Here is a 26,695-nt window from a genome sequence, read left to right on the forward strand (position 1 = left end):
ATTGCCCTACGGCAATGCAGAGTCTTGATGTCGAGAGGTTGCATTGCCGTAGGGCAATGCGGAAGAAGGGGGGAGGTCGCCGCCGCGGCGACGCGCCGCTTGCTCCCTCCCCCGCCTGCGCGTTCGGGGTCAGGCGGCGCCGTCGGCGGCCGCCGGCTCCATCGGCGCGCCCGTCTCGAGGACGGTCTTGATGCCGGAGAGCACCCAGGGCCAGCCGCCGCCCCCTTCGTTGCTCGGGTCGGGGCTGCCGGCCACCTGCTCAGCCGTCGTCGGCCGGCCAGTGAGGTCGTGCGTGAGGGTCAGACGGACCGAGCCTGGGCGCTCGGCTCGATCTCCCAGGTGAGCGTGCCGGGCTCCTCGTCCTCGATCCAGACCGGCGCCCAGGTCTGGACGAGGCGACGCGGCGGGTCGGCCTCGAGCACCTCACCGGTGACGACGACGTCGGGCATGCCGACCGCCTTCATGTCCTCGCCGGCCCGGTGCTCGAAGTGCCCTCCGGCGCGCAGGTCGTAGTCGACGTCGCCGGCGTAGCCGTAGAGCCGGCTGAACTCCGCCGAGGTGACGGCCGCCCACACCCGCTCGGGAGTGGCGCTGATGAAGATGCGATGGATCTGGATCTCGCTGTCGCTCATGGCTCGTCGTCCTCCAGGACTCGTTTGAGATCGAGCAGCGCGGAGGTCCGCGCCGCCGTGTACTTGCCGATCCACCGGTCGTGGATCGCGCGGATGGGGACGGGGTTGAGGTGGTGCAGCTTGGTCCGCCCCTCCTTGCGGGTGACGACGAGGTTCGCTTCCTCGAGCAGCCGCAGGTGCTTGGCCACCCCGAACCTCGTCATCTCCGTGTGCTCGCGCACGACCTCCTCGAGGTCGGACTGGCTGCGTCCGTCACGCTCGAAGAGCGCGTCCAGCAGCACCCGGCGGATCGGGTCCGCCAGGGCCTTGAAGACGAGGTCGTCATCGCTCACGTCATCATGATAGGTGACCAAATGGTCACCTATCAAGACCTAAGGTGTGAGACATGGACACGACCCTGCACTCCGCCTCCGGACTCCTCGACCTAGCGCCGACGAGCGAAGGGGGTCGCCCCGGCGTCAAGAAGGCGCTCGTGGGCCACGGCTGCCGGGTCGTGATGTTTCGCTTCGCGGCCGGTCAGGTGCTCGCGGAGCACACGGCGGCCTTCCCGATCCTCGTCCAGTGCCTCTCCGGCACCGTGGAGTTCGCCGCGGGGGAGCAGGTGGTGACCCTCGGTCCCGGAGCCGTCGCCAACCTCGACGCGCGGGTGCCCCACGAGGTGCGGGGGGTCACCGATGCCGTCTTCCAGCTGGTCATGCTCGACCCGGCGGCCGCTCCCGCCTAGCGGGTGACCGGCTGCACGTGCGGCACGACCATCGGCGTGCCCGACTGCGGGTCGTCGACGACCTCGGCGCCCAGCCCGAAGACCTCGCGCACCAGGTCACCCGTCAGCACTCGCTCGGGAGGGCCGTCGCCGGCGACACCCCCTTCGTGCATGACGATCAGACGCGAGGCGAAGCGCGCTGCCTGGTTGAGATCGTGGAGCACCGCGACGATCGTGCGGCCCTCGCGGTTGAGACCGGCGAAGAGCTCGAGCAGCTCGTACTGGTGCGCGATGTCGAGGAAGGTCGTCGGCTCGTCGAGCAGGATCACCTCGGTGTCCTGCGCGAGCACCATCGCGACCCAGGCTCGCTGCCGCTGCCCGCCTGACAGGGTCGCCACCGGCGTGTCGGCGAGGTCGGTCAGGTGGGTGCGTTCCAGCGCCGCCGCGATCGCCCGGTCGTCGTCCGGTGACCACTGCCGCAGCACGCTGTGGTGGGGGTGCCGCCCGCGGGTCACCAGTTCGGCGACGGTGATCCCCTCCGGGGCCGTCGCGCTCTGCGGCAGCAGCGAGATCCGCCGGGCCACGGCGCGGCCGGGCATCCGGTGCAGGTCCTCGCCGTCGAGCTCGACCCGCCCGCCGGAGGGCCGGTTGACCCGGCACAGCGTCCTGAGCAGGGTCGACTTGCCGCAGCCGTTGGGTCCGACGACGACGGCGAACTCACCGTGCTCGATCGTCAGGTCGAGCCCGCGGATGACCGGCTCCCCGCCGTAGCCGACGGTGACCTGGTGGGCGCGGACGAGCGAAGGGGGGGTCATGTCGCCTTCTTCCATTCGGAGACGAGCAGCGCACCGAGGTAGACGCCGCCGATCGCGAGCGTGAGGATGCCGACGGGCAGCCCGTCGAAGACCGGGACCTGCTGGGTGGCCAGGTCCGCGGCCGAGAGCAGGAGGGCGCCGGTCACGGCGGACAGCCCGAGCAGCGGACGTGCGCTGCGGGCCAGGCGCCGGGTGATGTGCGGCGCCGTGAGCGCGACGAAGGCGATCGGCCCGGCGACCGCCACCGCGCCGCCGGCCAGCAGGACGGACAGGAGGACCGCGCGTCGTCGGACGGCACCGGAGTGCACGCCGAGCGAGGCGGCCACCTCGTCGCCCATCTCGGTCAGGCCGAGGGGGATCGAGAGGAGGGCGAGCGGCACGACGGCCAGGGCGAGCACGACCCAGATCGTCGCGACGTGGTCCCAGCCGCGCGCGTTGAGGCTGCCGTTGAGATAGGCCGACAGGACCGTCGCCTTGTCGCGGGCGACGACGTAGACGACGTACTGCGTGAAGGCATAGGCCATCGCCGAGACGCCGATGCCGGCGAGGACCATGCGCATGGGGTTGCTCAGCCCCGTTCCGGTGCTCACCGCGACGAGCCCCACGGCGAGGACCGCGCCGAGGACCGAGCCGAGGACGATCGACGTCGCGCTCGGCATGAGCAACCCGACGAAGGCGGCCCCCGCGCCCGCCCCGGCACTCACACCGATGACGTCGGGGGAGCCGAGTGGGTTGCGCGTCACCGACTGGAAGAGCGCGCCCGACGCCCCGAGGGCGGCCCCGGCCCCGAGGGCGACGAGCAGACGGGGCCCACGCAGGTGGCCGAGGACGAAGTTGGCCTTGCCCGTCGCCTCGCCCCGCGCGACGTCGACCATGCCCGCCGGCAGGTCGGGCAGGGCCACCCCGAGGCCACCCATGGTCAGCGTGGCCAGGGCCGTGGCGACGAGGGCGAGCAGGGTGAGCCCGAGGACGCTCGCGCGTCGACGGGCCGGGGCCAGGGCGCTCATGCCTGGGCCTTCCGCCCGAGGCGACGCACGGCGAGCAGCAGGATCGGCGCACCGACGAAGGCGGTGACGACGCCGACCATGAGCTCCTGCGGCCGCAGCACGACCCGGCCGACGACGTCGGCGCCGAGCAGGACGATCGGGCCGACGAGGAGGCACCCGAGCAGCTGGCGGCGCATGTCGAGCCCGACGAGGGCCCGCACGATGTGCGGCACGGCAAGGCCGACGAAGGCGATCGGCCCGACGGCAGCGGTCGCGGCGGCGCACAGCAGCGTCGCCGCGCCGAGGGCAACGGTGCGCACCAGCGTGGTGTTGACCCCGAGGCCCGCCGCGGCTTCGGTGCCCAGGACCAGCGCGTTGAGGCTGCTCGCGCACAGCAGCGCCAGGACGAGTCCCACGACGACGAAGGGGGCGACCGCCCGCAGTTGGTCGAGCCCGCCGTCGCCGAGCGACCCGACGACCCAGAAGCGGTAGTTGTCGAAGTGCCGGGGCAAGGAGAGCGCGATGGCCTGGACGTAGGCGTTGAGCACCGCCGCGACGACCGCGCCGGCGAGCACGAGCCGGACCACGCTCGCGCCGGTGTCCCCGGCCGTGCCGATCGTGTGGACGACGAGGGCGGCGATGCCGCCGCCGAGCAGGGCCACCCAGGCCGAGGCGACGGTCCCGGTGGAGACGCCGAGCCACACGCTGGCGCTCACCATCGCGGCCGCGGCGCCGGCGTTGATGCCGAGCAGCCCCGGGTCGGCGAGGGGGTTGATCGTCACCCCCTGCATCAGGGCCCCGGAGACGGCCAGCGCCGCGCCGACCCCGACCGCCAGGAGGGTGCGCTCGATGCGGGCGTCGAGCACCGTCGCGAGGTAGGTGTCGGGGCGTCCGGTGAGGGCGTCGACCACCTGGGGCAGCGACGTCGGCTTCGACCCGATGGCCAGCGAGAGCAGGCAGACGAGGGCGAGCACGACGACGCACCCCACGAGGACCAGGACGGTCCGTGGGGTGCGTCGAGAGGTCGAGCCAGCAGTCACCCGGCGGAGGCTACTTCGTGTCGGCCTTGGCGATGGCCGCGTCGATCATCTCCGGGTAGGTCTCCAGGGCGTAGGGGACCGTGAGCGGGTTGATCATCGACGAGGCGGTGACGAAGGAGTTGTCGTCGCTCGAGACGACCGCGCCGGCCTTGATCGCGGGGATCGAGGCGTAGAGCTTGTTGCTCATCGCCTGCTTCTTGGCCTTGGGGTCGCTGTAGAAGGTGAAGATCAGGTCGCTGTCGTTGAGCTTGTCGGCGTTCTCGTACCCGATGACGGCGGAGTCGGTGCCCTCGGTCTCCTTCATCTTGTCGACCGCCGGGTCGCTCTTGAGCCCGAGCTTGCGGACCATGTCGGCGCGCTGCTCGGTGGGCTTGAAGACGCCCAGGGTGTCGGGCGTGGTGTAGACGTAGCTGAAGGTGTAGTTCTTCCAGTCCGGGTGCTTCTTCGCCTCGTCGGCGAGCTGCTTCTCGAGGTCCGTGACGAGCTTCGCCGCGTCGTCCTCCTGGCCGAGCGCCTGGCCGATGATCTCGATCTGCTCGTCCCAGTCGATGCTCCACGCCTGGTCGGGGTAGGCGACGGTCGGTGCGATCTCGCTCAGCGAGTCGTACTGCTCCTGGGTGATGCCCGACCACGGGGCGAGGATGACGTCGGGCTCGAGCTCGACGATCTTCTCCATGTCGAGCTCTTCGCCGGCGCCGACGAACTCGGGCAGCTCGCCCCCTTCGTCCTTGACGGCCTCGTTGACCCACGGGGTGTAGCCGGACTTGTCGGCGGCCCAGGCGTACTCCTCCATGCCGACGGGGATCGTGCCGAGGGCGATGGAGGTCTCGGTGGAGCCCTGGCCGAGGGTGACGACCTTCTCGGGCTTCTCGGTGATCTCGGCGGTGCCGAGCGAGCTCTTGATCGACACGGGGAAGGCGCCGTCCCCGCCGGACGTCGCGTCGGCGTCCGAGCCGGAGTCGGAACCGCAGGCGCTCAGGGCCAGGGCTGCGGTCAGGAGGGTGGCGGCACCGGTGGCGCGCAGGCGGGTCAGGGGCATCGTCGTTCCTTGCGAAGGGGAAGCCGGTCCGGTGACCGGCGTGAACGTTAGGACACCCTAACCTAACCTGACCCAACCTGGAAGGGGTGCGGTGCGGGGCGTCAGTCCGTTGCTCCGTCGCGCCGGTGCACGCGGTGGCCGTCCCGGTCGAAGATCATGATCACCTCGGCCGGGCCGTCGACGGCGACGAAGGCGTGGGGTGTCATCGTCTCGAACTCCGCTGCCTCGCCGGCCTCGACGCGCACGACCCGGTCGCCGAGGGTCAGCTCGACGCTCCCCTCGAGGACGAAGAACCAGTCATGTCCCGGGTGCACCCGCGGCTGCGGCCGCGGCCCGGGCTCGAGACGCACCTTCATCGCCGTCGTGCTGCCCGTGGCCTTGGTGAGCATCCACGTGGTGCGTCCGTGCTCGCGGGTCGGGGTGGGGCGGATGACGACGTCCTCGTCGACGTCCTCGGCGAGCAGCGTCTCGACGTCGGTGCGCAGGGCGCGGGCCAGGGGGAGCAGGACGTCGAGGCTGATCGCCCGCTTGCCGGTCTCGATGCGACTGATCGTCGAGGGGCTGAGGTGGGAGCGCTCGGCGAGGTCGTCGAGGGAGAGGGACTGCGCGCGCCGCAGCCCGCGCAGGCGGGTGCGGACGGTCTGCTCGATCTCGCTCACGGGGCTCCTCGGGTGCTCGTTCGTTCTTGCGTATCCTGCAAGGAAGTATGCACTATGCGCAGGCGCGCCTACCGTGGACGTCATGAGCGCACTGCCCCCGCACCCCGCCGTCCACGACTCCGCCGCCCACGACGACGGCTCCCACCACAGCCACCCCTTCATCGAGCGGCACGTCGACGTCGCCGTCGTCGGCGGGTCCGCCGCCGGCCTCGCGGCGACCCTGCAGCTGTCCCGGCAGCGACGCTCGGTGCTCGTCGTCGACTCCGGCGAGCCGCGCAATGCGCCGGCCGCCCACATGCACAGCTACCTCGGGCACGAGGGGCGGCCGCCGGCGGACTTCCTGCGGATCGCGCGCGAGGAGGTGCGCTCCTACGGGGCCGAGGTCCTCACCGGACGGGTCCTCGACGTCACGCGCGAGGACGACGGCTTCCGCCTCGAGCTCACCGGCGGGCACGTCGTCCACGCCCGACGGGTCGTCGCCGCGACCGGCCTGACCGACGAGCTGCCCGACGTGCCCGGCCTCGCCGAGCACTGGGGCGGCGCGGTCATCCACTGCCCCTTCTGCCACGGCTACGAGGCACGCGACGGACGCATCGTCGCGCTCGTCACCTCGCCGATGGGGCTGCACCCGCTCCCGCTGCTGCGCCAGCTCACCGCCGACCTCACGGTGCTCATCCACGCGGGTGTCGACGCCGACGAGCCGCAGCTGCAGACCCTGCGCGACGCCGGCGTGACCGTCGTCGTCCAGCCGGCTGCGGCCGTCGTCAGCGATGCGGCCGGTGGTCTGCGCGGCATCCGGCTCTCCGACGGGTCCGAGATCGCGGCCGACACGATCCTCGTCGGCACCCGCCTGCACGCCCGGGTCGCCCCCTTCGCCGGGGTCGGGCTGGAGGCGGCCGCGCACCCCAGCGGCGTCGCGACGCACGTCGAGGCGGACCCGATGACCGGGGCCACAGCAGTGCCCGGCCTCTACGCCGCCGGCACCCTCGCCGAGCCGATGCTCCAGGTGCTCCCGACCGCGGCCGCCGGCAGCCGCGTGGGCTCCATGGTCAGCTTCGACCTGGCGCACGAGGACCTCGAGCGGGCCGCCCGGCCGAGTGCGCACGCCGCGGACTGGGACGGCCGCTACAGCGGTGACCTGCAGTGGAGCGGCAACCCCAACGGCTCGCTCGTCGCCCAGGTCGCCGACCTGACCCCCGGCAGCGCACTCGACGTCGGCGCCGGCGAAGGGGGTGACGCCCTCTGGCTCGCGCAGCACGGCTGGCGGGTGACGGCCAACGACATCTCGGCCCTCGCCCTCGAGCGGGTCCGGTCGGCCGCGACCGAGCGCGGCCTCGACGTCACCCTCCTGCAGGCCGACGCCAACGCGGCCGCTCCCTTCGCCGGGACGCGCTACGACCTCGTCACCGCCGCCTATGCCTCGATCCCGCGCACCCCCGATGATCGCGGCGTGGCCCACCTGCTCGACGCGGTCGCCCCGGGCGGCACGCTGCTCGTCATCGCCCACGACCCGCAGGACATGGGAGCCGCCGCGGCCGACCCCGAGCAGACCCGGGGCTTCGACCACGAGGCCTATGTCGACGTCGAGGCCTTCGCCACCGCCCTGGCCGAGGCATCGGGTTGGGTCATCGAGACCCACGAGCGAAGGGAGCGCCCCGCCGGCGCCGTCTCGACGCACCACGTCCACGACGTCGTCCTGCGTGCCCGGAGGGAGGGCTGACGGGTGCGACAATCGGGCGCATGAGTCCCGCCCCCGACGCCGCCCAGCGGCAGGCCGCCGCCTCCCTCGAGCAGCGCAAGCGCATGCGCGAGGTCGAGGACGGCATCCTCGCCCGCGCTCCCGAGCACGACCTCGAGCCGAGCCTCGACCGGATCCGCGCGGTCATGGACCTGCTCGGCGAGCCGCAGCGCACCTTCCCCGTCATCCACGTCACCGGGACCAACGGCAAGACGTCGACGGCGCGGATCATCGAGTCGGTGCTGCGGGAGTCGGGCCTGAAGACGGGGCGTTTCACCTCGCCGCACCTGCAGGACATCCGCGAGCGGATCACCATCGGCGGCGAGCTGATCTCCCGCGAGGCCTTCCTCGACGCGTGGGCCGACATCGCTCCCTTCGTCGACGCGGTCGACACGCGCTCGGTCTCCGACGGTGGGCCGCGGATGACCTACTTCGAGGTGCTCGTCGCGCTCGCCTACACGGCCTTCGCGGACGCGCCGGTCGACGTCGCCATCGTCGAGGTCGGCATGGGCGGCTCCTGGGACGCGACCAATGTCGTCGAGGCCGATGTCGCCGTCATCACGCCCGTCGGCATCGACCACCAGCACTTCCTCGGCGACACCATCGAGGAGATCGCGACCGAAAAGGCGGGGATCATCCACCCGGACGCCATCGTCGTCAGCGCCCCGCAGGAGGAAGAGGTCCTGACGATCCTGCGCGACCGGGCCGACGAGGTCGGCGCCCGGCTGCTCGTCGAGGGCCTGGACTTCGGTGTCCTCACCCGCGAGGTCGCCGTCGGCGGCCAGATGATCTCGCTGCGCGGCATCGCCGGTGACCACCCGGACCTGCTGCTCAACCTCCACGGCGAGCACCAGGCCGGCAATGCCGCCCTCGCGGTCGCCGCCGTCGAGGCCTTCGTCGGCGGGGGAGAGCAGCCCCTGGGCGAAGAGGTCCTCGCGGCGGGCCTGGCCGCGGCCACCTCGCCGGGGCGGATGGAGATCGTCCGGCGCAGCCCGACGGTCCTCGTCGACGCGGCCCACAACCCGCACGGGGCCAGGGTGCTCGCCGCCGCGCTCAAGGACGCCTTCACCTTCACCCACCTCGTGGGTGTCGTCTCGATCTTCAAGGACAAGGACGTCGTCGGGATCCTCGAGGCCCTCGAGCCGGCCCTCGACGAGATCGTCGTCACCCGCTCGACGTCACCCCGGGCGATGCGGCCCGGCCGGCTGGGTGAGATCGCCGCCGAGGTCTTCGGCGACCACCGCGTCACCGTGGTCGAGGAGCTGCCCGATGCGCTCGACCGGGCGGCCCAGCTCGCCGACGACGGGGGAGTGGCCGGGGGTGTCGTGGCCACCGGGTCGATCGTCACCGTCGGCGAAGTGCGCCTCCTGCTCGGGGTCTCCGACGTCGAGCGCCCCGTCGCGCCGCCGGTCGAGGTGCCCGTCGAGGTCGAGGACGAGGACTGACCTACCCTTGTCGACCGTGACTCCCGACCAGCAGCCGCGCCCCGCAGGCAAGTTCACGTGGCGGATGCTCGCCACCGTCGTGGGTGGCCAGGCGCTCGTCATCTTCTTCGGCGCCCTGACCAGCCGCGGCCTCGACCCGGACCAAACAGCGGTGGTGGCGGGGCTGACCCCCTTCGTCCTGCTGTGTGCACTGGCCGTCCTCGCGCTGCTCGCGGCCGGGCTGATGCGACGATCCTTCGGGCCCGCGCTCGGATGGGTCGTGCAGGTGCTGTCCATCCTGTCCGGAGTCTTCGTGCCCATGATGTTCCTCGTCGGCGCGATCTTCGCGGTGCTCTACGGCTACTGCCAGCGCCTGGGCCGACGCATCGAGCGCGAGCAGTCCGCCCGCGCCCTCACCGAGCAGGAGAGCTGACCCCCGTGGACTACCTGACCGCGATCATCCTGGGCCTCGTCCAGGGCCTGACCGAGTTCCTGCCGATCAGCTCCAGTGCCCACGTCTCCATCGTCGGCCAGCTGCTCGGGCAGGAGGACCCCGGCGCGGCCTTCACCGCGATCACCCAGCTGGGTACCGAGCTGGCCGTCGTCATCTACTTCTGGAACGACATCACGACGATCATCCGCAAGTGGTTCCTCGCCCTCGCGGGCAAGGTCGCCCAGGACGACCCCGACGTGCGCATGGGGTGGCTCGTCATCATCGGCACGATCCCCATCGGCCTGCTCGGTCTCCTCTTCCAGGACCAGATCGAGTCGACCCTGCGCAGCCTGTGGATCACCGCGACGATGCTGCTCGTCTTCGCCCTGGTCATCATGGCCGCCGAACGCGTCGGCTCCCAGCGCCGCGAGCTCACCGACCTGACCTGGAAGCACGGCATCTTCTACGGCCTCTGGCAGGCCCTGGCGCTCATCCCCGGCGTCTCCCGCAGCGGCGGCACGATCGCCGGTGGTCTCTTCATGGGCTACACCCGCAAGACGGCGGCCCGCTACAGCTTCCTTCTCGCGATCCCCGCCGTCTTCGCCTCCGGTGGTCTGCAGGTCGTCAAGATCGCCGGCGGCGAGGGCACCGGTGAGACCGGCTGGGGCCCGATCATCGCCGCGACGATCATCGCCTTCATCGTCGGCTACGCCGTCATCGCGTGGTTCATGAAGTTCATCGAGACGCACACCTTCACGCCCTTCATGATCTACCGGATCCTCCTGGCGCTCGGCCTGTTCGCCCTGCTGGGTACGGGCACGATCTCCGCGTGACTACGCTGGGCCCCGTGACCGAGACTGCACAGACCGAACGCTCCCTCATCCTCGTCAAGCCCGACGGTTTCCGCCGTGGCCTCACCGGCGAGGTGATCCGCCGGATCGAGGCGAAGGGGTACACCCTCGCCGCGCTCGCGGTGGTCACCCCGACCCGCGACCAGCTCGCGGCGCACTACGCCGAGCACGAGGGCAAGCCCTTCTACGAGCCCCTGCTCGAGTTCATGTCGTCCGGACCGGTCGCGGCCGTCGTCATCGAGGGCCAGGAGTGCATCAAGGGCTTCCGCTCGCTCGCCGGCGCCACCAAGCCGACGGAGGCCGCCCCCGGCACCATCCGCGGCGACCTCGGTCGCAAGTGGGCGGGCACCGTGGACGAGAACATCGTCCACGGCTCCGACTCCCCGGAGTCGGCCGCCCGCGAGATCGGCATCTGGTTCCCGAGCCTCTGACAGTGGCCGGGCCTGCGCGAGGGGCGCGCCTGCGCTTCTCGCGCGACCTGGCGATCGACCTCGGGACCGCCAACACCCTGATCCACCAGCAGGGGCGCGGCGTCGTGCTCGACGAGCCGAGCGTCGTCGCCGTGAGCGCCGAGACCGGCGGCCTCGTGGCAGCCGGAACCCGGGCCAAGGAGATGCTCGGCCGCACCCCCGGCGCCGTGCGGGCCGTGCGTCCGCTCCGTGCCGGGGTCATCAGCGAGCCCGACGCCGCCGAGCAGATGCTGCGGTGGTTCACCGACCGGGTGGGCATGTCGAGCGTCTTCCGTCCCCGGGTCGTCGTGTGCATCCCGAGCGACATCACCGGCGTCGAGCGCCGTGCGGTCGAGGAGGCCGCCCTGCGGGTCGGGGCCCGGCGGGTCTTCCTCGTCGAGGAGCCGATGGTCGCGGCCATCGGCGCGGGTCTGCCCGTCACCGACACCGAGGCCTCGATGGTCGTCGACATCGGTGGCGGCTCGACCGACGTCGCCGTCATCGCCCTCGGCGGCATCGTCGCCTCGCGCAGCACCCGGACCGCCGGCGGCGCCATCGACGACGCGATCGTCGAGCACGTGCGCCGCAACCTCTCCCTGCTGCTCGGCGAGCGCAGCGCCGAGCACATCAAGATCGAGGTCGGCTCGGCCTTCCCCCTGGCCCGCGAGGTGAGCACCCGGGTGCGCGGGCGCGACCTCGTGACCGGCCTGCCCAAGACCGTCGACGTCGGCTCGGCCGAGGTCCGCCGGGCCATCGCCGGCCCGGTCGGCGAGATCGTCGGCCTCGTGCGCGATGTCCTCGACCGGTGCCCGCCCGAGCTCGCCGGCGACGTCCTCGAGCGCGGCGTGACCCTCACCGGCGGCGGAGCACTGCTGCGCGGTCTCGACGCGCGATTGCGCCACGAGCTCGGGGTCCCGGTCACGGTGGCCGAGGCCCCCCTTCGGGCCGTCGTGCGCGGAGCCGGACGCTGCGTCGACGACTTCGCCGCGCTGCAGCCCGTGCTCGTCGACGGTCACCGCTTCTGATGCGTCGCCGCGTCCTGCCGGCCCTGCTGGCGCTCACCGTCCTGGTCCTCCTGGCCGACCTCGCCGGCGCACCGCTCGGCCCCGTGCGCGGCATCGGCGACGCGGTGCTCGGGCCCGTCGAGCGGCTCGTGGCCCCGCGGGCCGACGAGACCGACCGGGTCCGGGCCGACAACGTCCGGCTGGCCGAGGAGGTGCGCCGCCTGCGCGACCGCGAGCGCACGAGCGACCAGGTGGCCGAGCTCGACACCGGCGAGCTGCCCTCTGTCACCGCCCGCGTCGTCGCGCTGGACCGCGCCGGCACCTCCGGGCCGGAGCGGATCACCCTCGACGTGGGCCGTCGCGACGGAGTGCGGACCGACTCCGCCGTCGTGGCACCCGACGGGCTCGTGGGCCGGGTCGTCTCGGTCGGGGAGTGGAGCGCCGACGTGAGCGTCATCGGGTCCCCCGGGTCCGGCGTGGGCGTGCGCACCGGCGCGAAGGGGGTCATCGGCACCCTGTCGGGGTCGGACCCGACGACCGCGCACCGCGCGGACGAGCTCGTCATCAGCCAGCTGACCCGTGACCGGGTGCGTGCCGGCGACGCGGTGACCACGCTCGGCAGCCCGGGCTCGCGCCCCTACCCTCCGGGCATCGCGGTCGGCGAGGTCACCCGCGTCGAGCGGGCTCCCGGCCGGCTCACCGACACCGCGGTGGTGCGCCCCGCCGTCGACCTGGCGACCATCGACGTCGTCGCCGTCGTCACCGGTCCCGGCCGCACGAGCGGACGAACCCCGTGACGGGTCTGCGCTGGCCCGTGCGCCTCGTCCTCCTCGGGCTGGCGCTCGTCCTCGTGCTGGCGCTCGGCGCGCGCGGCGTCCTCGCGCCACCGGACCTCGTCGTCATCGTCGTCGTCGGGGTGGCGCTGTCGGCGGGGTCGAGCTCCGGGGCCCTCGTCGGGCTGCTCGGCGGCTGGCTGCTCGACCTCGCGCCCCCGGTCGCCGCGCCGCTCGGGCTCACCGCCCTCGGCTACGCCGCGGCCGGCTGGGTGGCCGGACTCGCGCGGCGCCGCTCCGGGCACCCGTGGTGGTGGCCGGTGCCCGTGGTCGCCCTCGCACTCGTCGTCACCCGCATCGCCCCCGTGCTCGTCGACCTCGGCAGCGCGCGGCCGGTCGCGTGGGCAGCGCTGGCCTGGCAGGTCCTCGCGACCGCCACCCTCGGGCTCGTCCTCGTCGGCCTCGTCGAGCGGCTCGAAGCCGCCCTCGTCACCCGGCGGTGGGCGTGAGGCGCGGGGGCCGGTCGGTCAGCCGCGTCCGGACGCCCCGTCGCGGCCCTCGCCTCCAGCTGCGGATGCTCGCCTCGCTGGCCGTCCTCACCCTGCTGGCCGGGGTCCTGCTGGGGCGCCTCGGGCAGCTCCAGCTGACCGACCACCCGGCCGGGGACGCCACCCTGGCCGGGCCGGGCACGGCGACGGTGCACCTGCCCGCCCTGCGCGGGCGCATCCTCGACCGCGACGGTCGCCCGCTCGTCGACAACGCGGCGCGCACCGACATCACCATCGACCGCCGGACCCTGGCCGACGCCGAGGACGGCGGGCGGGCCACGGTGCGACGTCTCGCCGAGGCGCTGGACCTCCCCTTCGACCGGCTGTGGGGCCGCACGACCCTCTGCGGGGCGCCGGGGGCCGCCGACCCGCCGTCGTGCTGGTCCGGCTCGGCCCTCGTGCCGGTGCCGATTGCCGAGGACGTCAGCGCGCGAGATGCCGCGGCGGTCACCGAGCGACCCGAGCTCTACCCGGGGGTGGCCGTGACGAGCCAACCCGTGCGGGCCTACCCGAGGGCCGCGGGGGGCGGCGCGCCGCAGACCACCGGGTACCTCGCCAGGCCCGACGCCGAGACGGTCGAGGCATCCGATGGGGCGATCACCGCGGACGACCTCGTGGGGGCCACCGGCCTGGAGCGGCAGTACGACGCGCAGCTGCGTGGCACGCCGGGCGAGCGGGTCGTGCGCGTCGATGCCCGAGGCGTCGCCGTCGAGGAGCTCTCCCGCACCGACCCCGTCCCCGGGGCGGACCTGGTGACCACCCTCGATCTGCCCGTCCAGAAGTCCACCGAGAGGGCTCTCGCCGACGGCGTACGGCAGGCGCGGGACCGAGGCCACCGGGCGGACACAGCGGCCGCGGTCGTCCTCGACCTGCGCGACGGCGGGGTCGTCGCCTCCGCGAGCGTGCCGACCTACGACCCCTCCGTGTGGTCCGAGGGCGTCTCGCAGGGGGAGTACGAGCGGCTGACGACGGGCGACCGCAGCCCGCTCATCGACCGGGTCACCGGCGTGGCGCAGCCTCCGGCATCCACCTTCAAGGCGGTGACGCTCCCGGGAGCGGTCGCGGCCGGGGCCGACCTCGACGACGAGGTCAACTGCACCGCCTCGCACCGCATCGGGGACCGGACCTTCAACAACTTCGAGTCGCGCGCCTACGGCTGGATCACCTGGCGCGAGGCGATCAAGGTCTCGTGCGACACGGTGTTCTACCGGGTCGCCGAGGACGTCTGGCGTGACCAGGGCGGTCTCTCGGCGCGGGACGACGACGGCGATGCCCTCATCGACACCGCCCGCGACCTCGGGCTGGGGGAGACGACCCGCATCGACCTGCCGGCCGAGTCGGCCGGCCGCATCCCCGGTCGGGCGTGGAAGCGTGAGTGGTGGGAGAGCACCAAGGACGCCTCCTGCGCCGAGGCCCGGCGGGGCCACCCCGAGATCTCCGATCGCTCTCGTCGCGACTACCTGACCGCCCTCGCGCAGGAGAACTGCGACAGCGGCTACCAGTTCCGTCCCGGCGACGAGGCCAACCTGTCGATCGGTCAGGGCGACGTCACCGCCACCCTGCTGCAGATGGCGCAGGTCTACGGCACGATCGCGACCGACGGCACCGAGCCCAGCCCCCACCTGGTGCGGGCGACGATCGCGTCGGACGGCACGCGCACCGGCGTCGACGCCCCGGCCACCCGTGAGGTCGATCTCCCGGGGGAGTCCGGTGAGCTGTTGCGCACCGCGCTGGCCGATGTCGTGAGCCGCCCCGGCGGCACCGCCCGGTCGGCCTTCTCCGGGTTCCCCCTGCGGCAGTGGCCCGTCGCGGGCAAGACCGGGACGGCCGAGGTCTATGGCAAGGAGGACACGGCGTGGTTCGTCTCGTACGCCCCGACCACCAGACCGCGTTATGTCGTCGCGGTCGTCGTCTCGCAGGGCGGCACCGGTGGTGCGACCGCCGCGCCGATCGCCCGCGAGATCCACGAGGAGCTCGCGGGCGTCGAGGAGTGACTCAGCAGCAACGCGTGCCGGGGTTGCGCTCCTGCTCCGCCTAGTGGGCCCGCCAGAAGTCGGCCCGTGCCGGCACCGGCCGCTCCGGGTGCACCCGGCGCAGGTGCTCGACGTAGCGCTCGTAGCGGTCGGCCCCGGTCACCCCCGACACGAAGCGGCCGATCCGCCGCACCACGTCGAAGGTGGTGGCCGTCCCCGCGCTCATCAGTGGCCGCCCTTGGCGGCGGGCGAGGGCTCCAGGCCCGCCTCCCGCCACTCGGCGAGGACCTGCTTCTCCTCGGGGGTGGCCATCGGGCCCGAGGGCGCGAAGATCCGCGACGGGACGCCCTCGGTCTCGCTCGTCGGTAGCCCGCCGTGGCGCACGGCGCGCACCATGACGACGACGGCCGCGGCGACGACGATGATGACGAGCACGGCGAAGACGATCGACAGGGTGCCCTGGACGAGCGAGTTGAAGATGATCTTGTCCATGTCGGCCGGGGACGCGGCGCCGGTGAGCAGCTCGCCCTTGTCGCGCGCCTCCACGAAGGCGTCACGCTGCGCGAAGTAGCCGATCTTGGGGTTGCTGCTGAAGATCTTCAGAGCGGATGCCCACAGGGTGATGAGCAGGTCCCACACGAGCGCGATGCCCGGGATCCACGCCCAGCGCAGGTTGCCCTGCTTGACGATGATCGTCGTGACGACCGCCAGCGCGATCGCCGCCAGGAGCTGGTTGGCGATGCCGAAGAGCGGGAAGAGGGTGTAGATACCGCCGAGCGGGTCGAGGATGCCCATGACGAGGATCGACCCCCACCCGGCGACGACGATGAGGCTGCACAGCCAGGCGCCCGGGCGCCACGACGGGTCCTTGAAGCGGGCCATGCCGGGGACATTGCCCAGGGCGTCGGAGAACATGAAGCGCGCGACGCGAGTGCCGGCGTCGACCGTGGTGAGGATGAAGAGCGCCTCGAACATCACCGCGAAGTGGTACCAGAAGGACTTCAGCGACTCGCCACCGAAGACGCTCATGACCTCGCTCATGCCGAAGGCGAGCGTCGGGGCGCCGCCGGTGCGGGAGATGATCGTCTCCTCGCCGACGCTGTCCGCGGCCTGCTGGAGGGTGGCCGCGTCGACCGGTGGCACGGGCCCACCCGACGGGGTGCTGAGCGGCAGGCCGTTGACGTAGTCGGCGGCGCTGCCCGGCTCGCCACCGGTGAGCGCGACCGGGGCGTTCATCGCGAAGTAGATGTGCTGGTCGATGCTCACGGCCGCGACCATCGCCATCACGGCGACGAAGGACTCGGTGAGCATGGAGCCGTAACCGATTGAAGCGGGCCTGGCTCTCCTTCTCGATGAGCTTGGGGGTGGTGCCCGAGGAGATCAGCGCGTGGAAGCCGGAGAGGGCGCCGCAGGCGATGGTGATGAAGAGGAAGGGGAAGAGCGACCCGGCGAAGGCGGGACCGGTGCCCGTCGACGCGAACTCGGTGACCGCCGGCATCTTCACCTCGGGGCGCGCGACGAGGATGCCGATCGCGAGCAGCGTGATCGTGCCGACCTTCATGTAGGTCGACAGGTAGTCGCGGGGGGCGAGGAGCAGCCAGACCGGGAGCACCGACGCGGCCAAGCCGTAGCCGATGAGCAGCCAGGCCAGCGTGATCGGCTCGAGGGTGAAGGTCTGCGACAGCGTCGGGTGCTCGGCGACCCAGCCGCCACCGATGATGGCCGCGACGAGCAGGGCCACGCCGATGAGCGAGACCTCGCCGACCGCGCCGGGCCGCAGGTAGCGCAGGTACAGGCCCATGAAGAGCGCGATGGGGATCGTCATCGCGATGGAGAAGACACCCCAGGGGGAGTGGGCCAGGGCGCCGATGACGACGATGCCCAGGACGGCGATGAGGATGAGCATGATGGCGAGCACGCCGACGATCGCGGCGGTGCCCCCGACCCGTCCGAGCTCGTCGCGGGCCATCTGCCCGAGGCTGCGTCCGCCGCGTCGGATCGACAGGTGCAGGACCATGTAGTCCTGCACCGCTCCGGCGAAGACCACCCCGACGACGATCCACAGGGTGCCCGGCAGGTAGCCCATCTGGGCGGCGAGCACGGGGCCGACGAGCGGCCCGGCACCGGCGATCGCGGCGAAGTGGTGCCCGAAGAGCACCCGCCGGTCCGTCGGCATGAAGTCCTTGCCGTTTTCGAACTCCTCTGCGGGAGTGGCGCGCTCGTCGCGCGGCTTGAGCACCTTGTACTCGACGAGCCGGGCGTAGAAGCGGAAGCCGATGATGTAGGTGCACACTGCGGCGAAGACGAACCAGACGGCGTTGACGTGCTCGCCCCGGACCACGGCGATCATCGTCCAGCCGACCGCCCCGAGCAGGGCGATGAGCGCGAAGACGAGCTTCTCCCTTCCGCTCACCGTGTGTGGCGTGCGGACGGCGACGGGGGGACGACCGGGGTCGGTGCGGACCGTCGTGACGCCGTCCCGTTCGTCCATGACGGTGCTCGATGCGCTGCGCTCGCTCATCCTTTCCTTCGTCCACGTCGTCGTGATCAGGGCTGTGTGCCGAAGGTAACGCAGTCATGGCTAGGCTGTCGGACATGGCTGATTTCGACGTCGTTGTGCTCGGTGCTGGACCCGGTGGCTATGTGGCGGCGATCCGCGCCGCGCAGCTCGGCAACAAGGTCGCGGTGATCGAGAAGAAGTACTGGGGCGGTGTCTGCCTCAACGTGGGCTGCATCCCGAGCAAGGCGCTCATCAAGAACGCCGAGCTCGCGCACACCCTGACCCATGACAAGAAGAAGTTCGGCATCGAGGGCGACGCCACGATGTCCTTCGGCCCGACGCACGCGCGCTCCCGCCAGGTGAGCGCCGGCATCGTCAAGGGCGTCCACTTCCTCATGAAGAAGAACAAGATCACCGAGATCGACGGCTGGGGCACGATCACCTCCGGCAACACCGTCGACGTCGCCCTCAACGACGGCGAGACCAAGACCGTCTCCTTCGACAAGCTGATCATCGCCGCCGGCGCCACCACCCGCATGCTCCCCGGCGTCGAGGTGAGCAAGAACGTCGTCACCTACGAGGAGCAGATCCTCGACGAAGACCTGCCGGGCTCGATCATCATCGCCGGCTCCGGCGCCATCGGCGTCGAGTTCGCCTACGTGCTCAAGAACTTCGGCGTCGACGTCACGATCGTCGAGTTCCTCGACCGGATGGTCCCCACCGAGGACGCCGACGTGTCCAAGGAGCTGGCCAAGCACTACAAGAAGCTCGGCGTCAAGGTCATGACGAGCACCAAGGTCGAGTCCGTCGAGGACACCGGCTCCGGCGTCAAGGTCACCGTCACCCCGGCGAAGGGCGGCGACGCGCAGGTCCTCGAGGCCGACCGCCTCCTGTCGGCGATCGGCTTCGCCCCGCGCACGCAGGGCTACGGCCTGGAGTCGATCGGTGTCCAGCTCACCGAGCGCGGCGCCATCGAGATCGACGAGTACTGCCGCACCAACGTCGACAACGTCTACGCCATCGGTGACTGCACGGCCAAGCTCATGCTCGCCCACGTCGCCGAGGCCCAGGGCGTCGTCGCCGCCGAGCACATGAACGGCGCCGAGACGATGCCGGTCGACTACGACTTCATCCCGCGCGCGACTTACTGCCACCCGCAGATCGGGTCCTTCGGCTACAGCGAGGAGCAGGCCAAGGAGAAGGGCTTCGACGTCAAGACGGCGACCTTCCCCTTCACCGCCAACGGCAAGGCCATGGGCCTGGGCGACGCGGTCGGCTTCGTCAAGGTCGTCGCCGACGCCGAGCACAACGAGATCATCGGCGCCCACATGATCGGCCCCGACGTCACCGAGCTGCTGCCGGTCCTCACGCTCGCGCAGAAGTGGGACCTCACCGCCGACGAGGTCGCGCGCAACGTCTTCGCCCACCCGACCCTGTCCGAGGCGGTCAAGGAGGCCGTCGAGGGCATCGCGGGGCACATGATCAACCTCTGACCCACGCGACGAGGGGCCCCGGGACGGATCCCGGGGCCCCTCGTCGTGCCCGGGGAGGCGGTGCCCGGGGAGGCGGCTCAGGCCATGTCCTCCAGCTCGACCCCCTTCGTCTCCGGCACGAAGCGCAGGACGAAGAGGAGGGAGAGCAGCGCGAAGACGGTGTAGAAGCCGTAGGCGAACCACAACCCCACGTCGGCCATCGAGGGGAAGGTCGTCGAGATGACGAAGTTGGCCAGCCACTGGGCGGCCGCGGCGATCCCGAGCGCGAGGCCACGGATGGTGTTGTTGAACATCTCGCCGAGCAGCACCCAGACGACCGGCCCCCACGAGACCCCGAAGAAGACGACGAACGCGTTGGCGGCGACGAGCGCGATGAGCGCGGCGTCGTCGGTCAGGTTGGGCTGCCCGTCCACGAGCCGGGCCTGGCTGAAGATCCACGCCATGACCCCCAGGCTGGCCGTCATCCCGGTCGAGCCGATGAGCAGCAGCAGGCGGCGGCCGATCTTGTCGATGAGCGCGATGGCGACGAGGGTGACGACGATGTTGGTGACCGACGTGATGACGGTCTGCTTGAGCGCGTCGTCCTCGGTGAAGCCGACGGACTGCCACAGCGTCGACGAGTAGTAGAAGATGACGTTGATCCCGACGAACTGCTGGAAGACCGATAGGGCGATGCCGATCCAGACGATCGGCAGCAGCCCGCCACCGGGCTTCCTCAGGTCGGCGAACGAGGAGCGGGCCTCGCGGACGATGGTCCGCTTGATCTCGCTGATCCGGGTGTCGATGCCGTCGACGAGGACCTGGCCCAGGACGTCCCGGGCGCGCTGCTCGTCCCCGACCCTGATGAGGAAGCGCGGCGACTCCGGGATCGTCACGGCCAGGACGCCGTAGGCCACCGCCGGCAGGGCCTCGGCGAGGAACATCCAGCGCCACGCGTCGAGCCCGAAGGCCATCGGCTCGTTGGAGCCGCCGGCCGCCGCGGCGATGGCGAAGTCGGAGAGCAGCGCGACGAAGATGCCCGTGACGATGGCCAGCTGCTGCAGCGACCCCATCCGACCCCGGATCGCGGCGGGGGAGATCTCGGCGATGTAGGCGGGGGCGATGACCGAGGCGGCGCCGACGCCGACGCCGCCGACGGCCCGCCAGAAGATCATGTCCACGGGCCCGAAGGCCAGGCCCGATCCGATCGCGGAGAGGGTGAAGAGCACGGAGGCGATGACCATGATCCGGATGCGGCCGATCCGGTCGGCGATCCGCCCGGCGAGGTAGGCGCCGAGCATGCAGCCCAGCAACGCCGAGGAGACGACGAACCCGGTGAGGGCCGAGGGCATGCCGAAGTCCTCGCGCATGGCCCCGACCGCCCCGTTGATCACGGCGGTGTCGAAGCCGAAGAGGAAGCCGCCGAGGGCTGCGACCAGGGCGAGCTGGATGACCCTCGCCGTGTGGTACGCGCCGGGTGTCGCCGTCGTCGATGAGCTCATGGTCAACCTCTCCCTCGGGGACGTGACAGCCACGCTAGGGGCGCAGCGTCGGTTCTTGCGGATTAGGGCCCCGGCGGAACTCGCTGCTAATCTTCAACGGTTGCCGTGAGAATCGGCCGCGGATCCACAGAGCCCCGGTGAACCAGCCCGGGCGCGCCGCGCAACAACCCCAGAGAAGGAGCAGTGTCGCAGCATGCCGCTGACCGCTGACGTCAAGAAGCAGATCATGGCCGAGTACGCCACCGTCGAGGGCGACACCGGCTCCCCCGAGGTGCAGGTCGCGCTGCTCACCCAGCGCATCAAGGACCTCACCGAGCACTCCCGCGAGCACAAGCACGACCACCACAGCCGCCGCGGCCTGCTGCTGCTCGTCGGTCGTCGTCGCCGCCTCCTGCGTTACCTGGAGAGCACCGACATCGAGCGCTACCGTGCGCTGATCAAGCGCCTCGGCCTTCGCCGATAACAGCTTCGTGGAGAGCGGTTCCCGCCAAGGGGGCCGCTTCTTCGCGTATCCGGGGGGGAATCTCCCTTCGGCACAACTGAAGAGACCCACAACTGAAGATCGTCACAGCAGAAGACCTACCGGGGCACAACGACGATGCTCCCGGTTCGCAGAGAGAAAAGGAGGACCCGATGGAGGGTCCTGAGATCACCGCCGCCGAAGCCACCATCGACAACGGCTCGTTCGGCACCCGCACCATCCGGTTCGAGACCGGTCGCCTCGCCAAGCAGGCTGGAGGCGCGGTCAGCGCCTACCTCGACGGCGAGACCATGCTCCTGTCGACCACGACGGCCGGCAAGACCCCCAAGGACCACTTCGACTTCTTCCCGCTGACGGTGGACGTCGAGGAGCGGATGTACGCCGCCGGTCGCATCCCCGGCAGCTTCTTCCGCCGCGAGGGTCGTCCGGGCACGGACGCCATCCTCACCTGCCGCCTCATCGACCGCCCGCTGCGCCCGACCTTCAAGAAGGGTCTGCGCAACGAGGTCCAGGTCGTCATCACCGTGCTGTCGGTCCACCCGGACCACCAGTACGACGTCCTGGCGATCAACGCCGCCTCGGCGTCGACGCAGATCTCCGGCCTGCCCTTCTCGGGCCCGATCGGTGCCGTCCGCGTCTCGCTCATCGACGGCCAGTGGGTTGCCTTCCCCAACTTCAGCGACATCGAGCGCTCGACCTTCGACATGGTCGTCGCCGGCCGCGTCGTCGGTGACGACGTCGCGATCATGATGGTCGAGGCCGAGTCCACCGAGTCGACGTGGAACCTCGTGAAGAACGAGGCCAAGACCGCGCCGACCGAGGAGGTCGTCGCCGAGGGGCTCGAGGCCAGCAAGACCTTCATCAAGGTCCTGTGCGACGCCCAGGCCGAGCTGGCCCGGGCGGCCGCCAAGCCGGTCGAGGACTTCCCGATCTTCCTCGACTACCAGGACGACGCCTACGCCGCCGTCGAGCAGGTCACCTCGGCCGACCTCGCGACCGCGCTGACGATCGCCGGCAAGGCTGAGCGCGAGGAGCGCCTCGACGAGATCAAGGAGGCCATGAAGGCCTCGCTCGCGGGCACTGAGGAGGCTCCCGGCGAGTTCTTCGGGCGCGACAAGGAGCTCTCGGCGGCCTACCGCTCGGTGCAGAAGGCGCAGGTGCGCCAGCGCATCCTGCGCGACAAGGTCCGCATCGACGGCCGTGGCCTCGCCGACATCCGCGCCCTGGGCGCAGAGGTCGAGGTCCTGCCGCGCGTGCACGGCTCGGCGCTCTTCGAGCGCGGCGAGACCCAGATCTTGGGTGTCACCACGCTCAACATGCTCAAGATGGAGCAGCAGATCGACTCGCTCGGGCCGGTCACCAAGAAGCGCTACATGCACAACTACAACTTCCCGCCCTACTCGACCGGTGAGACCGGCCGGGTCGGCAGCCCGAAGCGTCGCGAGATCGGCCACGGCGCGCTCGCCGAGCGTGCGCTCCTGCCGGTGCTGCCCCCGCGCGAGGAGTTCCCCTACGCGATCCGCCAGGTCTCCGAGGCCCTCGGGTCCAACGGCTCGACGTCGATGGGCTCGGTCTGCGCCTCGACGATGTCGCTGCTCAACGCCGGTGTGCCGCTGCGCGCCGCCGTGGCCGGCATCGCCATGGGTCTGGTCTCCGACGAGGTCGACGGTGAGACCCGCTACGCGGCGCTCACCGACATCCTCGGTGCCGAGGACGCCTTCGGCGACATGGACTTCAAGGTCGCCGGTACCCGCGAGTTCGTCACGGCCATCCAGCTGGACACCAAGCTCGACGGCATCCCGGCCTCCGTCCTCGCCGGTGCGCTGACCCAGGCCCGTGACGCGCGGATGCACATCCTCGACGTCATGAACGAGGCCATCGACGCGCCCGACGAGATGGCGCCGACCGCGCCGCGGATCATCACCGTCCAGGTCCCGGTCGACAAGATCGGTGAGGTCATCGGGCCCAAGGGCAAGATGATCAACCAGATCCAGGACGACACCGGCGCCGACATCAGCATCGAGGACGACGGCACCGTCTTCATCGGTGCGGTCGACGGCCCGTCGGCCGATGCTGCGCGCAACGCGATCAACGCCATCGCCAACCCGCAGATGCCCGAGGTCGGCGAGCGCTTCCTCGGCACCGTCGTCAAGACGACGACCTTCGGCGCCTTCGTCTCGCTGACGCCGGGCAAGGACGGCCTGCTGCACATCTCCGAGGTGCGCAAGCTCGTCGGTGGCAAGCGGATCGACGCCGTCGAGGACATCCTCGGTGTGGGCCAGAAGGTCCAGGTCGAGCTCAAGGAGATCGACCCCCGCGGCAAGCTGAGCCTCGCCGCCGTCCTCACCCCGGAGCAGGAGGCCGAGCTGGCCGCCGGCTCCAAGGGCGATGACGAGGGTGGCCGCGGTGGTCGCCGTGAGGGTGGCCGTGACGGCGGTCGCCGTCGTCGCCGCCGTGGCGACAACGACTCCGGCGAGTCCGCCGAGACCGAGTCGGCCGACGCGGGCGAGTCGCAGGACGACTGACCGCACGGTTCCTGACGAAGGGGGCCGACCCTCCAGCTGGAGGGTCGGCCCCCTTCGTCGTGCTCGCGGATGAGGGCGCGGCACGGGGCGAGCGCGTGGCTCCGGCTCAGGGCAGGGTGAAGCCGCGTGGCTGGCCACCCGAGGGGTGGGAGTTCTCGACCCACCGGTCGACGGCCTCGGTGTCGATGCTCTGCAGGGCCTCTCGTGCGGCGGGCGCATTGCCGCCCCTGACCTTGCAGTCGAGCGAGCCGGAGCGGATCGTGCAGTCGAGGGTGGAGCCCGGGTGCTGCTCGCGCAGCAGCGCGACCCCCTCGAGCCACCAGGCGATGGGTGCCTTGTCCACCGGCGCCAGGTAGTGCACGTCGGCGGTCGAGTCGAGACCGCGGATCGACCAGTCGGAGCCGCTCCAGCCGTGGGAGACGTTGGCCAGGCGGGTCGCCGACGCGGACGGGGTGTCGAGGATGGCCTGGTCGAAGACCACCTCCGACGTCACGGTCCGGATGCGCCCGCTGCCGGGCACCGGGTTGCTGTCGACCTCGACCTCGCTGACCCCCGGGATCGCCTCGACCTGCTCGGCGAAGGTCAGGGGGCGGGGGTCGGGGCGGGTGGCCGCCTGGTAGCCCAACCACCCCAGCCAGGCCGCCAGGAGCGCGATCGTCACGACGACGGAGACGCCGACGAGCGGCGATGTCGTGGATCGACCGGTGCTCATGCGCCATCTCCCTGGGGGTCTCTCTGGTGGGGGTCCATCATCACCCACGCGGCCTCGCCTGTGGACAAGCGACGCGCACAACCTGCGCATCGCTCATACCGTGGGGCGAACGTCGTTGCGACGGCGCCGAACTCACGCCACACCCCAGGGGGGAACCTTGAAGCCGCTACGCCTGCTCGTCGGATTCATCGCGGTGCTGCTCGTCATCGCCGGCGCGACGGTCACCGTTCTGCTCGGACCGGACGACACCTGGGGCGGTGAGCCCGAGGCAGTGCCCGACGCCAAGCCGGTCATCGTCTCCGGTCCGCAGTTGCTCGACGTCGCCGGGCGACCACTCGGTGAGCCCCTGGGGCGGCCGTGCCGATGGGCGCACGGAGCAGGACGGCCCGGTGCGAGTGCTGCGTGTCAAGCAGGGTCTGCTCGTCATCACGAACAAGCAGTGGGAGCGCAACCTGTACCTCGAGCAGGGATTCGAGTGGAAGCAGGCAACGCGCGAGCGCAAGATCCACGGTCCCCATCACCGTGACCTGGTCTACGACGAGCACTACCTGCTGTCGGCTGCCATCCTCATCCCCGACTCGGGGGCGCCCTCGGTCATCGGCAGCGACGGGGAGAGGGTCCTCGAATTCCCCCGCTGAGTGGGTTGGTCGGGCATGAGGAAGCCCCCGGCACCGTGCGGTGGCGGGGGCTTCCCGGCGTGGGGGAGCGGTCGCTCGGTCAGGCCGCGTGGCGCGCGGTGCGACGGGTCTCGTCGATCCAGCGCATCTCCATGCGGGTCCGGCCGTCCTTGCCGCGCACGGCGACCCAGGTGCAGGTCAGCTTCGGGGCGGTGCGGGTGCTCTTGATGGTCGTCACGGTCATGTCGGACACCTCCTGTTCATGTTCTGTTCACCTACGACACTAACACCAAGGTGAACACAAGGTGAACGACGCGCCGGGTGAGCCGCTGATCGGGCGTCTTCGTAGGCTGACCCCCATGACGATGAAGGTGGCAGTGATCGGCGCCAAGGGGCGCATGGGTGTGACGGCCTGCGAGGCGGTCGACGGCGCGTCGGACCTCGAGCTGGTCGGGCGCTTCGACGAGGGCGACGACCTCGGCGACCTCGGCGGTGCCGACGTCGTCGTCGAGTTCACCGTTTTGGCCGCGAGCGAGCGCAATGTGCGCCACTGCGTCGAGCGGGGTGTCCACGTCGTCGTCGGCACCTCCGGTTGGACCGATGACCGGGCCACCCAGCTGCGCACCGAGGTCGAGGCGAAGGGGGGAGTGGGCGTGCTCATCGCCCCCAACTTCGCCATCGGTGCCGTGCTGATGATGCAGTTCGCCAAGCAGGCGGCGCGCTTCTACGAGTCGGTCGAGGTGGTGGAGCTGCACCACCCGCGCAAGGTCGACGCACCGAGCGGCACGGCCACCCGCACGGCGGAGCTGATCGCCGCCTCGCGCGCCGAGGCCGGGCTGGGGCCGGTCCCCGACGCGACGACCGAGGACCCCGACGGTGCCCGTGGCGCGAGCGTCGAGGGCGTCCCGGTCCACGCGGTGCGCCTGCGCGGTCTGGTGGCCCACCAGGAGGTGCTGCTCGGCAACGAGGGCGAGATGCTGACGATCCGTCACGACTCCTTCGACCGGGTCTCCTTCATGCCCGGGGTCCTCACGGGGGTGCGTGAGGTCGGCAAGCACCCGGGTGTGACCGTGGGGCTGGAGCACGTCCTCGGTCTCTGACCGCCCGCTGCCTGACCGTGAGCCCGACCGACGGTCCGACCGCACAACGGGTCGGTGCGGTCAGCCCCAGCCGAGGGCGCGCAGGCCCGCGGCGAGTGCAGCGGCGGCGAAGACCACGACGACGAAGTTGGCCCGCAGCCACAGCAGCACGACCGCCAGGGCCACGGCGGCGAGTCGGGCATCGATGACGATCCCGTCGTCACCGCCGGCGGTCTGCGTGACGACGAGTCCCGCCAGGAGGGCTACGGGCAGCAGCCCGATGACCTTGGACCGGCGCCGTCCGTCGACGAGCGATTCCGGCACGAGGTAGCCGACGAACTTCGTGGCGTAGCCGAGGATGCACGCGGCCAGGACGCAGACCCACAGGGCCGTGGCGCTCACAGCAGGTCCCCCTCGGGCTGCTCGATGTCGTGGGCGCTGCTCGGCTCGGCGGAGGCGAGGCCGACCACGACGGCCGCCACGGCCGCGAGCAGCACCGGGACGCCCGCAGGCATCGGGGCGAAGCTGATCAGCGCGATCAGGGCGGCTAGATGTACTCAGCCAAGAGGTTGGTGACACTCCGTGTCGGGGTTGACGTAAGGGAGGACCCCCGGGTGCGGTGGGTGATGTCTAAGTCGCCTACCGGACCGGAGGTCCTCATGTCCCACGGTAATGCCCGCCTGAACCAGCACGGTCGTGAACTGCTCGTCGAGCGGGTCATCGGTCAAGGGTGGGCGGTG

Annotated in this window: 28 protein-coding genes and 1 pseudogene; 15 read left to right on the forward strand and 14 right to left on the reverse strand. The window is 71.4% G+C overall.

Annotation, left to right across the window (positions count from 1 at the left end):
- Positions 1 to 129: 129 nt before the first annotated feature.
- Genes B9B60_RS17720 through B9B60_RS14065 form a run of 3 tightly spaced genes read right to left on the reverse strand, consistent with a single transcriptional unit; the run spans position 130 to position 964 of the window.
- Positions 130 to 255: a hypothetical protein gene (locus tag B9B60_RS17720; protein WP_255494235.1), complete on the reverse strand. Its 126-nt coding sequence runs from the start codon at positions 253 to 255 to the stop codon at positions 130 to 132.
- A gap of 44 nt (positions 256 to 299) precedes the next feature.
- Positions 300 to 632, reverse strand: a complete 333-nt coding sequence (locus B9B60_RS14060; RefSeq protein ID WP_234993883.1) for an SRPBCC domain-containing protein — start codon at positions 630 to 632, stop codon at positions 300 to 302.
- A complete protein-coding gene (locus B9B60_RS14065) occupies positions 629 to 964 on the reverse strand; it encodes an ArsR/SmtB family transcription factor (RefSeq protein ID WP_072625027.1) in 336 nt (111 codons plus the stop codon). The genes B9B60_RS14060 and B9B60_RS14065 overlap by 4 nt, the downstream gene beginning before the upstream one ends.
- Positions 965 to 1,017: 53 nt before the next feature.
- Between B9B60_RS14065 and B9B60_RS14070 the strand changes: the two genes are divergently transcribed.
- Positions 1,018 to 1,356, forward strand: a complete 339-nt coding sequence (locus B9B60_RS14070; protein ID WP_072625026.1) for a cupin domain-containing protein — start codon at positions 1,018 to 1,020, stop codon at positions 1,354 to 1,356.
- Here B9B60_RS14070 and B9B60_RS14075 read toward each other — a convergent pair.
- The 5 genes from B9B60_RS14075 to B9B60_RS14095 form a co-directional block, all read right to left on the reverse strand.
- A complete protein-coding gene (locus B9B60_RS14075) occupies positions 1,353 to 2,150 on the reverse strand; it encodes an ABC transporter ATP-binding protein (RefSeq protein WP_084452327.1) in 798 nt (265 codons plus the stop codon). The two genes, B9B60_RS14070 and B9B60_RS14075, sit on opposite strands and share 4 nt — an antisense overlap.
- Positions 2,147 to 3,157, reverse strand: coding sequence for a FecCD family ABC transporter permease (locus tag B9B60_RS14080; RefSeq protein ID WP_234993884.1), 1,011 nt, complete (start codon positions 3,155 to 3,157; stop codon positions 2,147 to 2,149). Before B9B60_RS14080 ends, B9B60_RS14075 begins: the two co-directional genes overlap by 4 nt.
- Positions 3,154 to 4,176, reverse strand: a complete 1,023-nt coding sequence (locus B9B60_RS14085) for a FecCD family ABC transporter permease (RefSeq protein ID WP_084452329.1) — start codon at positions 4,174 to 4,176, stop codon at positions 3,154 to 3,156. Before B9B60_RS14085 ends, B9B60_RS14080 begins: the two co-directional genes overlap by 4 nt.
- Positions 4,177 to 4,186: 10 nt before the next feature.
- Entirely contained in the window at positions 4,187 to 5,215 is a 1,029-nt protein-coding gene (locus B9B60_RS14090; RefSeq protein WP_084452331.1) for an iron-siderophore ABC transporter substrate-binding protein, read from the reverse strand.
- 101 nt (positions 5,216 to 5,316) lie between these two features.
- On the reverse strand, positions 5,317 to 5,874 hold the full coding sequence (locus B9B60_RS14095; RefSeq protein WP_234993885.1) for a helix-turn-helix domain-containing protein: 558 nt from the start codon (positions 5,872 to 5,874) through the stop codon (positions 5,317 to 5,319).
- Positions 5,875 to 5,956: 82 nt separating this feature from the next.
- On the opposite strand from B9B60_RS14095, the gene B9B60_RS14100 reads away from it, so the two are divergent.
- The 9 genes from B9B60_RS14100 (at position 5,957) to mrdA (ending at position 15,088) form a co-directional block, all read left to right on the forward strand.
- Positions 5,957 to 7,594 (forward strand): bifunctional NAD(P)/FAD-dependent oxidoreductase/class I SAM-dependent methyltransferase, encoded by a 1,638-nt coding sequence (locus B9B60_RS14100; RefSeq protein WP_084452335.1) that lies wholly within the window; start codon positions 5,957 to 5,959, stop codon positions 7,592 to 7,594.
- A gap of 20 nt (positions 7,595 to 7,614) precedes the next feature.
- Positions 7,615 to 9,057 (forward strand): bifunctional folylpolyglutamate synthase/dihydrofolate synthase, encoded by a 1,443-nt coding sequence (locus B9B60_RS14105; protein ID WP_084452338.1) that lies wholly within the window; start codon positions 7,615 to 7,617, stop codon positions 9,055 to 9,057.
- 16 nt (positions 9,058 to 9,073) lie between these two features.
- A complete protein-coding gene (locus tag B9B60_RS14110; protein WP_143445596.1) occupies positions 9,074 to 9,469 on the forward strand; it encodes a DUF4233 domain-containing protein in 396 nt (131 codons plus the stop codon).
- A 5-nt stretch (positions 9,470 to 9,474) separates the two neighbouring features.
- Positions 9,475 to 10,302 (forward strand): undecaprenyl-diphosphate phosphatase, encoded by an 828-nt coding sequence (locus B9B60_RS14115; protein ID WP_084452339.1) that lies wholly within the window; start codon positions 9,475 to 9,477, stop codon positions 10,300 to 10,302.
- Between the two features lie 14 nt (positions 10,303 to 10,316).
- Positions 10,317 to 10,751: a nucleoside-diphosphate kinase gene (gene ndk, locus B9B60_RS14120; RefSeq protein ID WP_084452341.1), complete on the forward strand. Its 435-nt coding sequence runs from the start codon at positions 10,317 to 10,319 to the stop codon at positions 10,749 to 10,751.
- A 2-nt stretch (positions 10,752 to 10,753) separates the two neighbouring features.
- Positions 10,754 to 11,794, forward strand: coding sequence for a rod shape-determining protein (gene mreB, locus B9B60_RS14125; protein WP_084452344.1), 1,041 nt, complete (start codon positions 10,754 to 10,756; stop codon positions 11,792 to 11,794).
- Positions 11,794 to 12,570, forward strand: coding sequence for a rod shape-determining protein MreC (mreC, locus tag B9B60_RS14130; RefSeq protein ID WP_084452345.1), 777 nt, complete (start codon positions 11,794 to 11,796; stop codon positions 12,568 to 12,570). Before mreB ends, mreC begins: the two co-directional genes overlap by 1 nt.
- Positions 12,567 to 13,055, forward strand: a complete 489-nt coding sequence (locus B9B60_RS14135; RefSeq protein WP_084452347.1) for a hypothetical protein — start codon at positions 12,567 to 12,569, stop codon at positions 13,053 to 13,055. Before mreC ends, B9B60_RS14135 begins: the two co-directional genes overlap by 4 nt.
- Positions 13,056 to 13,120: 65 nt before the next feature.
- On the forward strand, positions 13,121 to 15,088 hold the full coding sequence (gene mrdA / locus B9B60_RS14140) for a penicillin-binding protein 2 (RefSeq protein WP_084452349.1): 1,968 nt from the start codon (positions 13,121 to 13,123) through the stop codon (positions 15,086 to 15,088).
- A 40-nt stretch (positions 15,089 to 15,128) separates the two neighbouring features.
- Here the strand turns inward: mrdA and B9B60_RS14145 are convergent, their stop codons facing one another.
- Together B9B60_RS14145 and B9B60_RS14150 are read right to left on the reverse strand one after the other, a co-directional pair.
- Positions 15,129 to 15,293, reverse strand: a complete 165-nt coding sequence (locus B9B60_RS14145) for a CstA-like transporter-associated (seleno)protein (RefSeq protein WP_084452351.1) — start codon at positions 15,291 to 15,293, stop codon at positions 15,129 to 15,131.
- A pseudogene (locus B9B60_RS14150) lies at positions 15,293 to 17,558 on the reverse strand (carbon starvation CstA family protein). Before B9B60_RS14150 ends, B9B60_RS14145 begins: the two are co-directional and overlap by 1 nt.
- Positions 17,559 to 17,662: 104 nt before the next feature.
- On the opposite strand from B9B60_RS14150, the gene lpdA reads away from it, so the two are divergent.
- Complete coding sequence (lpdA, locus tag B9B60_RS14155; RefSeq protein WP_084452353.1) at positions 17,663 to 19,060, forward strand: dihydrolipoyl dehydrogenase; 1,398 nt, start codon at positions 17,663 to 17,665, stop codon at positions 19,058 to 19,060.
- A gap of 77 nt (positions 19,061 to 19,137) precedes the next feature.
- Here the strand turns inward: lpdA and B9B60_RS14160 are convergent, their stop codons facing one another.
- Positions 19,138 to 20,541, reverse strand: a complete 1,404-nt coding sequence (locus B9B60_RS14160) for a sugar porter family MFS transporter (RefSeq protein ID WP_084452355.1) — start codon at positions 20,539 to 20,541, stop codon at positions 19,138 to 19,140.
- Between the two features lie 193 nt (positions 20,542 to 20,734).
- Here B9B60_RS14160 and rpsO point away from each other — a divergent pair, with 193 nt between their 5' ends.
- Complete coding sequence (gene rpsO / locus B9B60_RS14165) at positions 20,735 to 21,004, forward strand: 30S ribosomal protein S15 (RefSeq protein WP_072625011.1); 270 nt, start codon at positions 20,735 to 20,737, stop codon at positions 21,002 to 21,004.
- A 170-nt stretch (positions 21,005 to 21,174) separates the two neighbouring features.
- On the forward strand, positions 21,175 to 23,547 hold the full coding sequence (locus tag B9B60_RS14170) for a polyribonucleotide nucleotidyltransferase (protein WP_084452357.1): 2,373 nt from the start codon (positions 21,175 to 21,177) through the stop codon (positions 23,545 to 23,547).
- A 106-nt stretch (positions 23,548 to 23,653) separates the two neighbouring features.
- Here B9B60_RS14170 and B9B60_RS14175 read toward each other — a convergent pair whose 3' ends face one another.
- Positions 23,654 to 24,259, reverse strand: coding sequence for a hypothetical protein (locus B9B60_RS14175; RefSeq protein ID WP_084452358.1), 606 nt, complete (start codon positions 24,257 to 24,259; stop codon positions 23,654 to 23,656).
- A gap of 389 nt (positions 24,260 to 24,648) precedes the next feature.
- Between B9B60_RS14175 and B9B60_RS14185 the strand changes: the two genes are divergently transcribed.
- Positions 24,649 to 24,897 carry a hypothetical protein gene (locus tag B9B60_RS14185; protein ID WP_143445597.1) on the forward strand — a complete coding sequence of 83 codons (249 nt, stop codon included), beginning with the start codon at positions 24,649 to 24,651 and terminating at the stop codon, positions 24,895 to 24,897.
- A gap of 79 nt (positions 24,898 to 24,976) precedes the next feature.
- Here B9B60_RS14185 and B9B60_RS17215 read toward each other — a convergent pair whose 3' ends face one another.
- Complete coding sequence (locus tag B9B60_RS17215) at positions 24,977 to 25,120, reverse strand: hypothetical protein (protein ID WP_159451217.1); 144 nt, start codon at positions 25,118 to 25,120, stop codon at positions 24,977 to 24,979.
- Positions 25,121 to 25,235: 115 nt separating this feature from the next.
- Here B9B60_RS17215 and dapB point away from each other — a divergent pair, with 115 nt between their 5' ends.
- Positions 25,236 to 25,976, forward strand: a complete 741-nt coding sequence (gene dapB, locus B9B60_RS14190; RefSeq protein WP_084452361.1) for a 4-hydroxy-tetrahydrodipicolinate reductase — start codon at positions 25,236 to 25,238, stop codon at positions 25,974 to 25,976.
- Positions 25,977 to 26,036: 60 nt separating this feature from the next.
- Here the strand turns inward: dapB and B9B60_RS14195 are convergent, their stop codons facing one another.
- Positions 26,037 to 26,357, reverse strand: a complete 321-nt coding sequence (locus B9B60_RS14195) for an AzlD domain-containing protein (RefSeq protein ID WP_084452362.1) — start codon at positions 26,355 to 26,357, stop codon at positions 26,037 to 26,039.
- Positions 26,358 to 26,695 lie beyond the last annotated feature (338 nt).

It is taken from the genome of Janibacter indicus, assembly GCF_900176385.1.
GTDB lineage: Bacteria > Actinomycetota > Actinomycetes > Actinomycetales > Dermatophilaceae > Janibacter > Janibacter indicus.

Bases quoted from the DNA above. Each gene is read 5' to 3' on its own strand.
- B9B60_RS14060 (WP_234993883.1), bottom strand. From the start codon at position 632: ATGAGCGACAGCGAGATCCAGATCCATCGCATCTTCATCAGCGCCACT.
- B9B60_RS14070 (WP_072625026.1), top strand. From the start codon at position 1,018: ATGGACACGACCCTGCACTCCGCCTCCGGACTCCTCGACCTAGCGCCG.
- B9B60_RS14075 (WP_084452327.1), bottom strand. From the start codon at position 2,150: ATGACCCCCCCTTCGCTCGTCCGCGCCCACCAGGTCACCGTCGGCTAC.
- B9B60_RS14080 (WP_234993884.1), bottom strand. From the start codon at position 3,157: ATGAGCGCCCTGGCCCCGGCCCGTCGACGCGCGAGCGTCCTCGGGCTC.
- B9B60_RS14090 (WP_084452331.1), bottom strand. From the start codon at position 5,215: ATGCCCCTGACCCGCCTGCGCGCCACCGGTGCCGCCACCCTCCTGACC.
- B9B60_RS14100 (WP_084452335.1), top strand. From the start codon at position 5,957: ATGAGCGCACTGCCCCCGCACCCCGCCGTCCACGACTCCGCCGCCCAC.
- B9B60_RS14105 (WP_084452338.1), top strand. From the start codon at position 7,615: ATGAGTCCCGCCCCCGACGCCGCCCAGCGGCAGGCCGCCGCCTCCCTC.
- mreC (WP_084452345.1), top strand. From the start codon at position 11,794: ATGCGTCGCCGCGTCCTGCCGGCCCTGCTGGCGCTCACCGTCCTGGTC.
- mrdA (WP_084452349.1), top strand. From the start codon at position 13,121: ATGCTCGCCTCGCTGGCCGTCCTCACCCTGCTGGCCGGGGTCCTGCTG.
- B9B60_RS14145 (WP_084452351.1), bottom strand. From the start codon at position 15,293: ATGAGCGCGGGGACGGCCACCACCTTCGACGTGGTGCGGCGGATCGGC.
- lpdA (WP_084452353.1), top strand. From the start codon at position 17,663: ATGGCTGATTTCGACGTCGTTGTGCTCGGTGCTGGACCCGGTGGCTAT.
- B9B60_RS14160 (WP_084452355.1), bottom strand. From the start codon at position 20,541: ATGAGCTCATCGACGACGGCGACACCCGGCGCGTACCACACGGCGAGG.
- rpsO (WP_072625011.1), top strand. From the start codon at position 20,735: ATGCCGCTGACCGCTGACGTCAAGAAGCAGATCATGGCCGAGTACGCC.
- B9B60_RS14170 (WP_084452357.1), top strand. From the start codon at position 21,175: ATGGAGGGTCCTGAGATCACCGCCGCCGAAGCCACCATCGACAACGGC.
- B9B60_RS14175 (WP_084452358.1), bottom strand. From the start codon at position 24,259: ATGAGCACCGGTCGATCCACGACATCGCCGCTCGTCGGCGTCTCCGTC.
- B9B60_RS17215 (WP_159451217.1), bottom strand. From the start codon at position 25,120: ATGACCGTGACGACCATCAAGAGCACCCGCACCGCCCCGAAGCTGACC.
- dapB (WP_084452361.1), top strand. From the start codon at position 25,236: ATGACGATGAAGGTGGCAGTGATCGGCGCCAAGGGGCGCATGGGTGTG.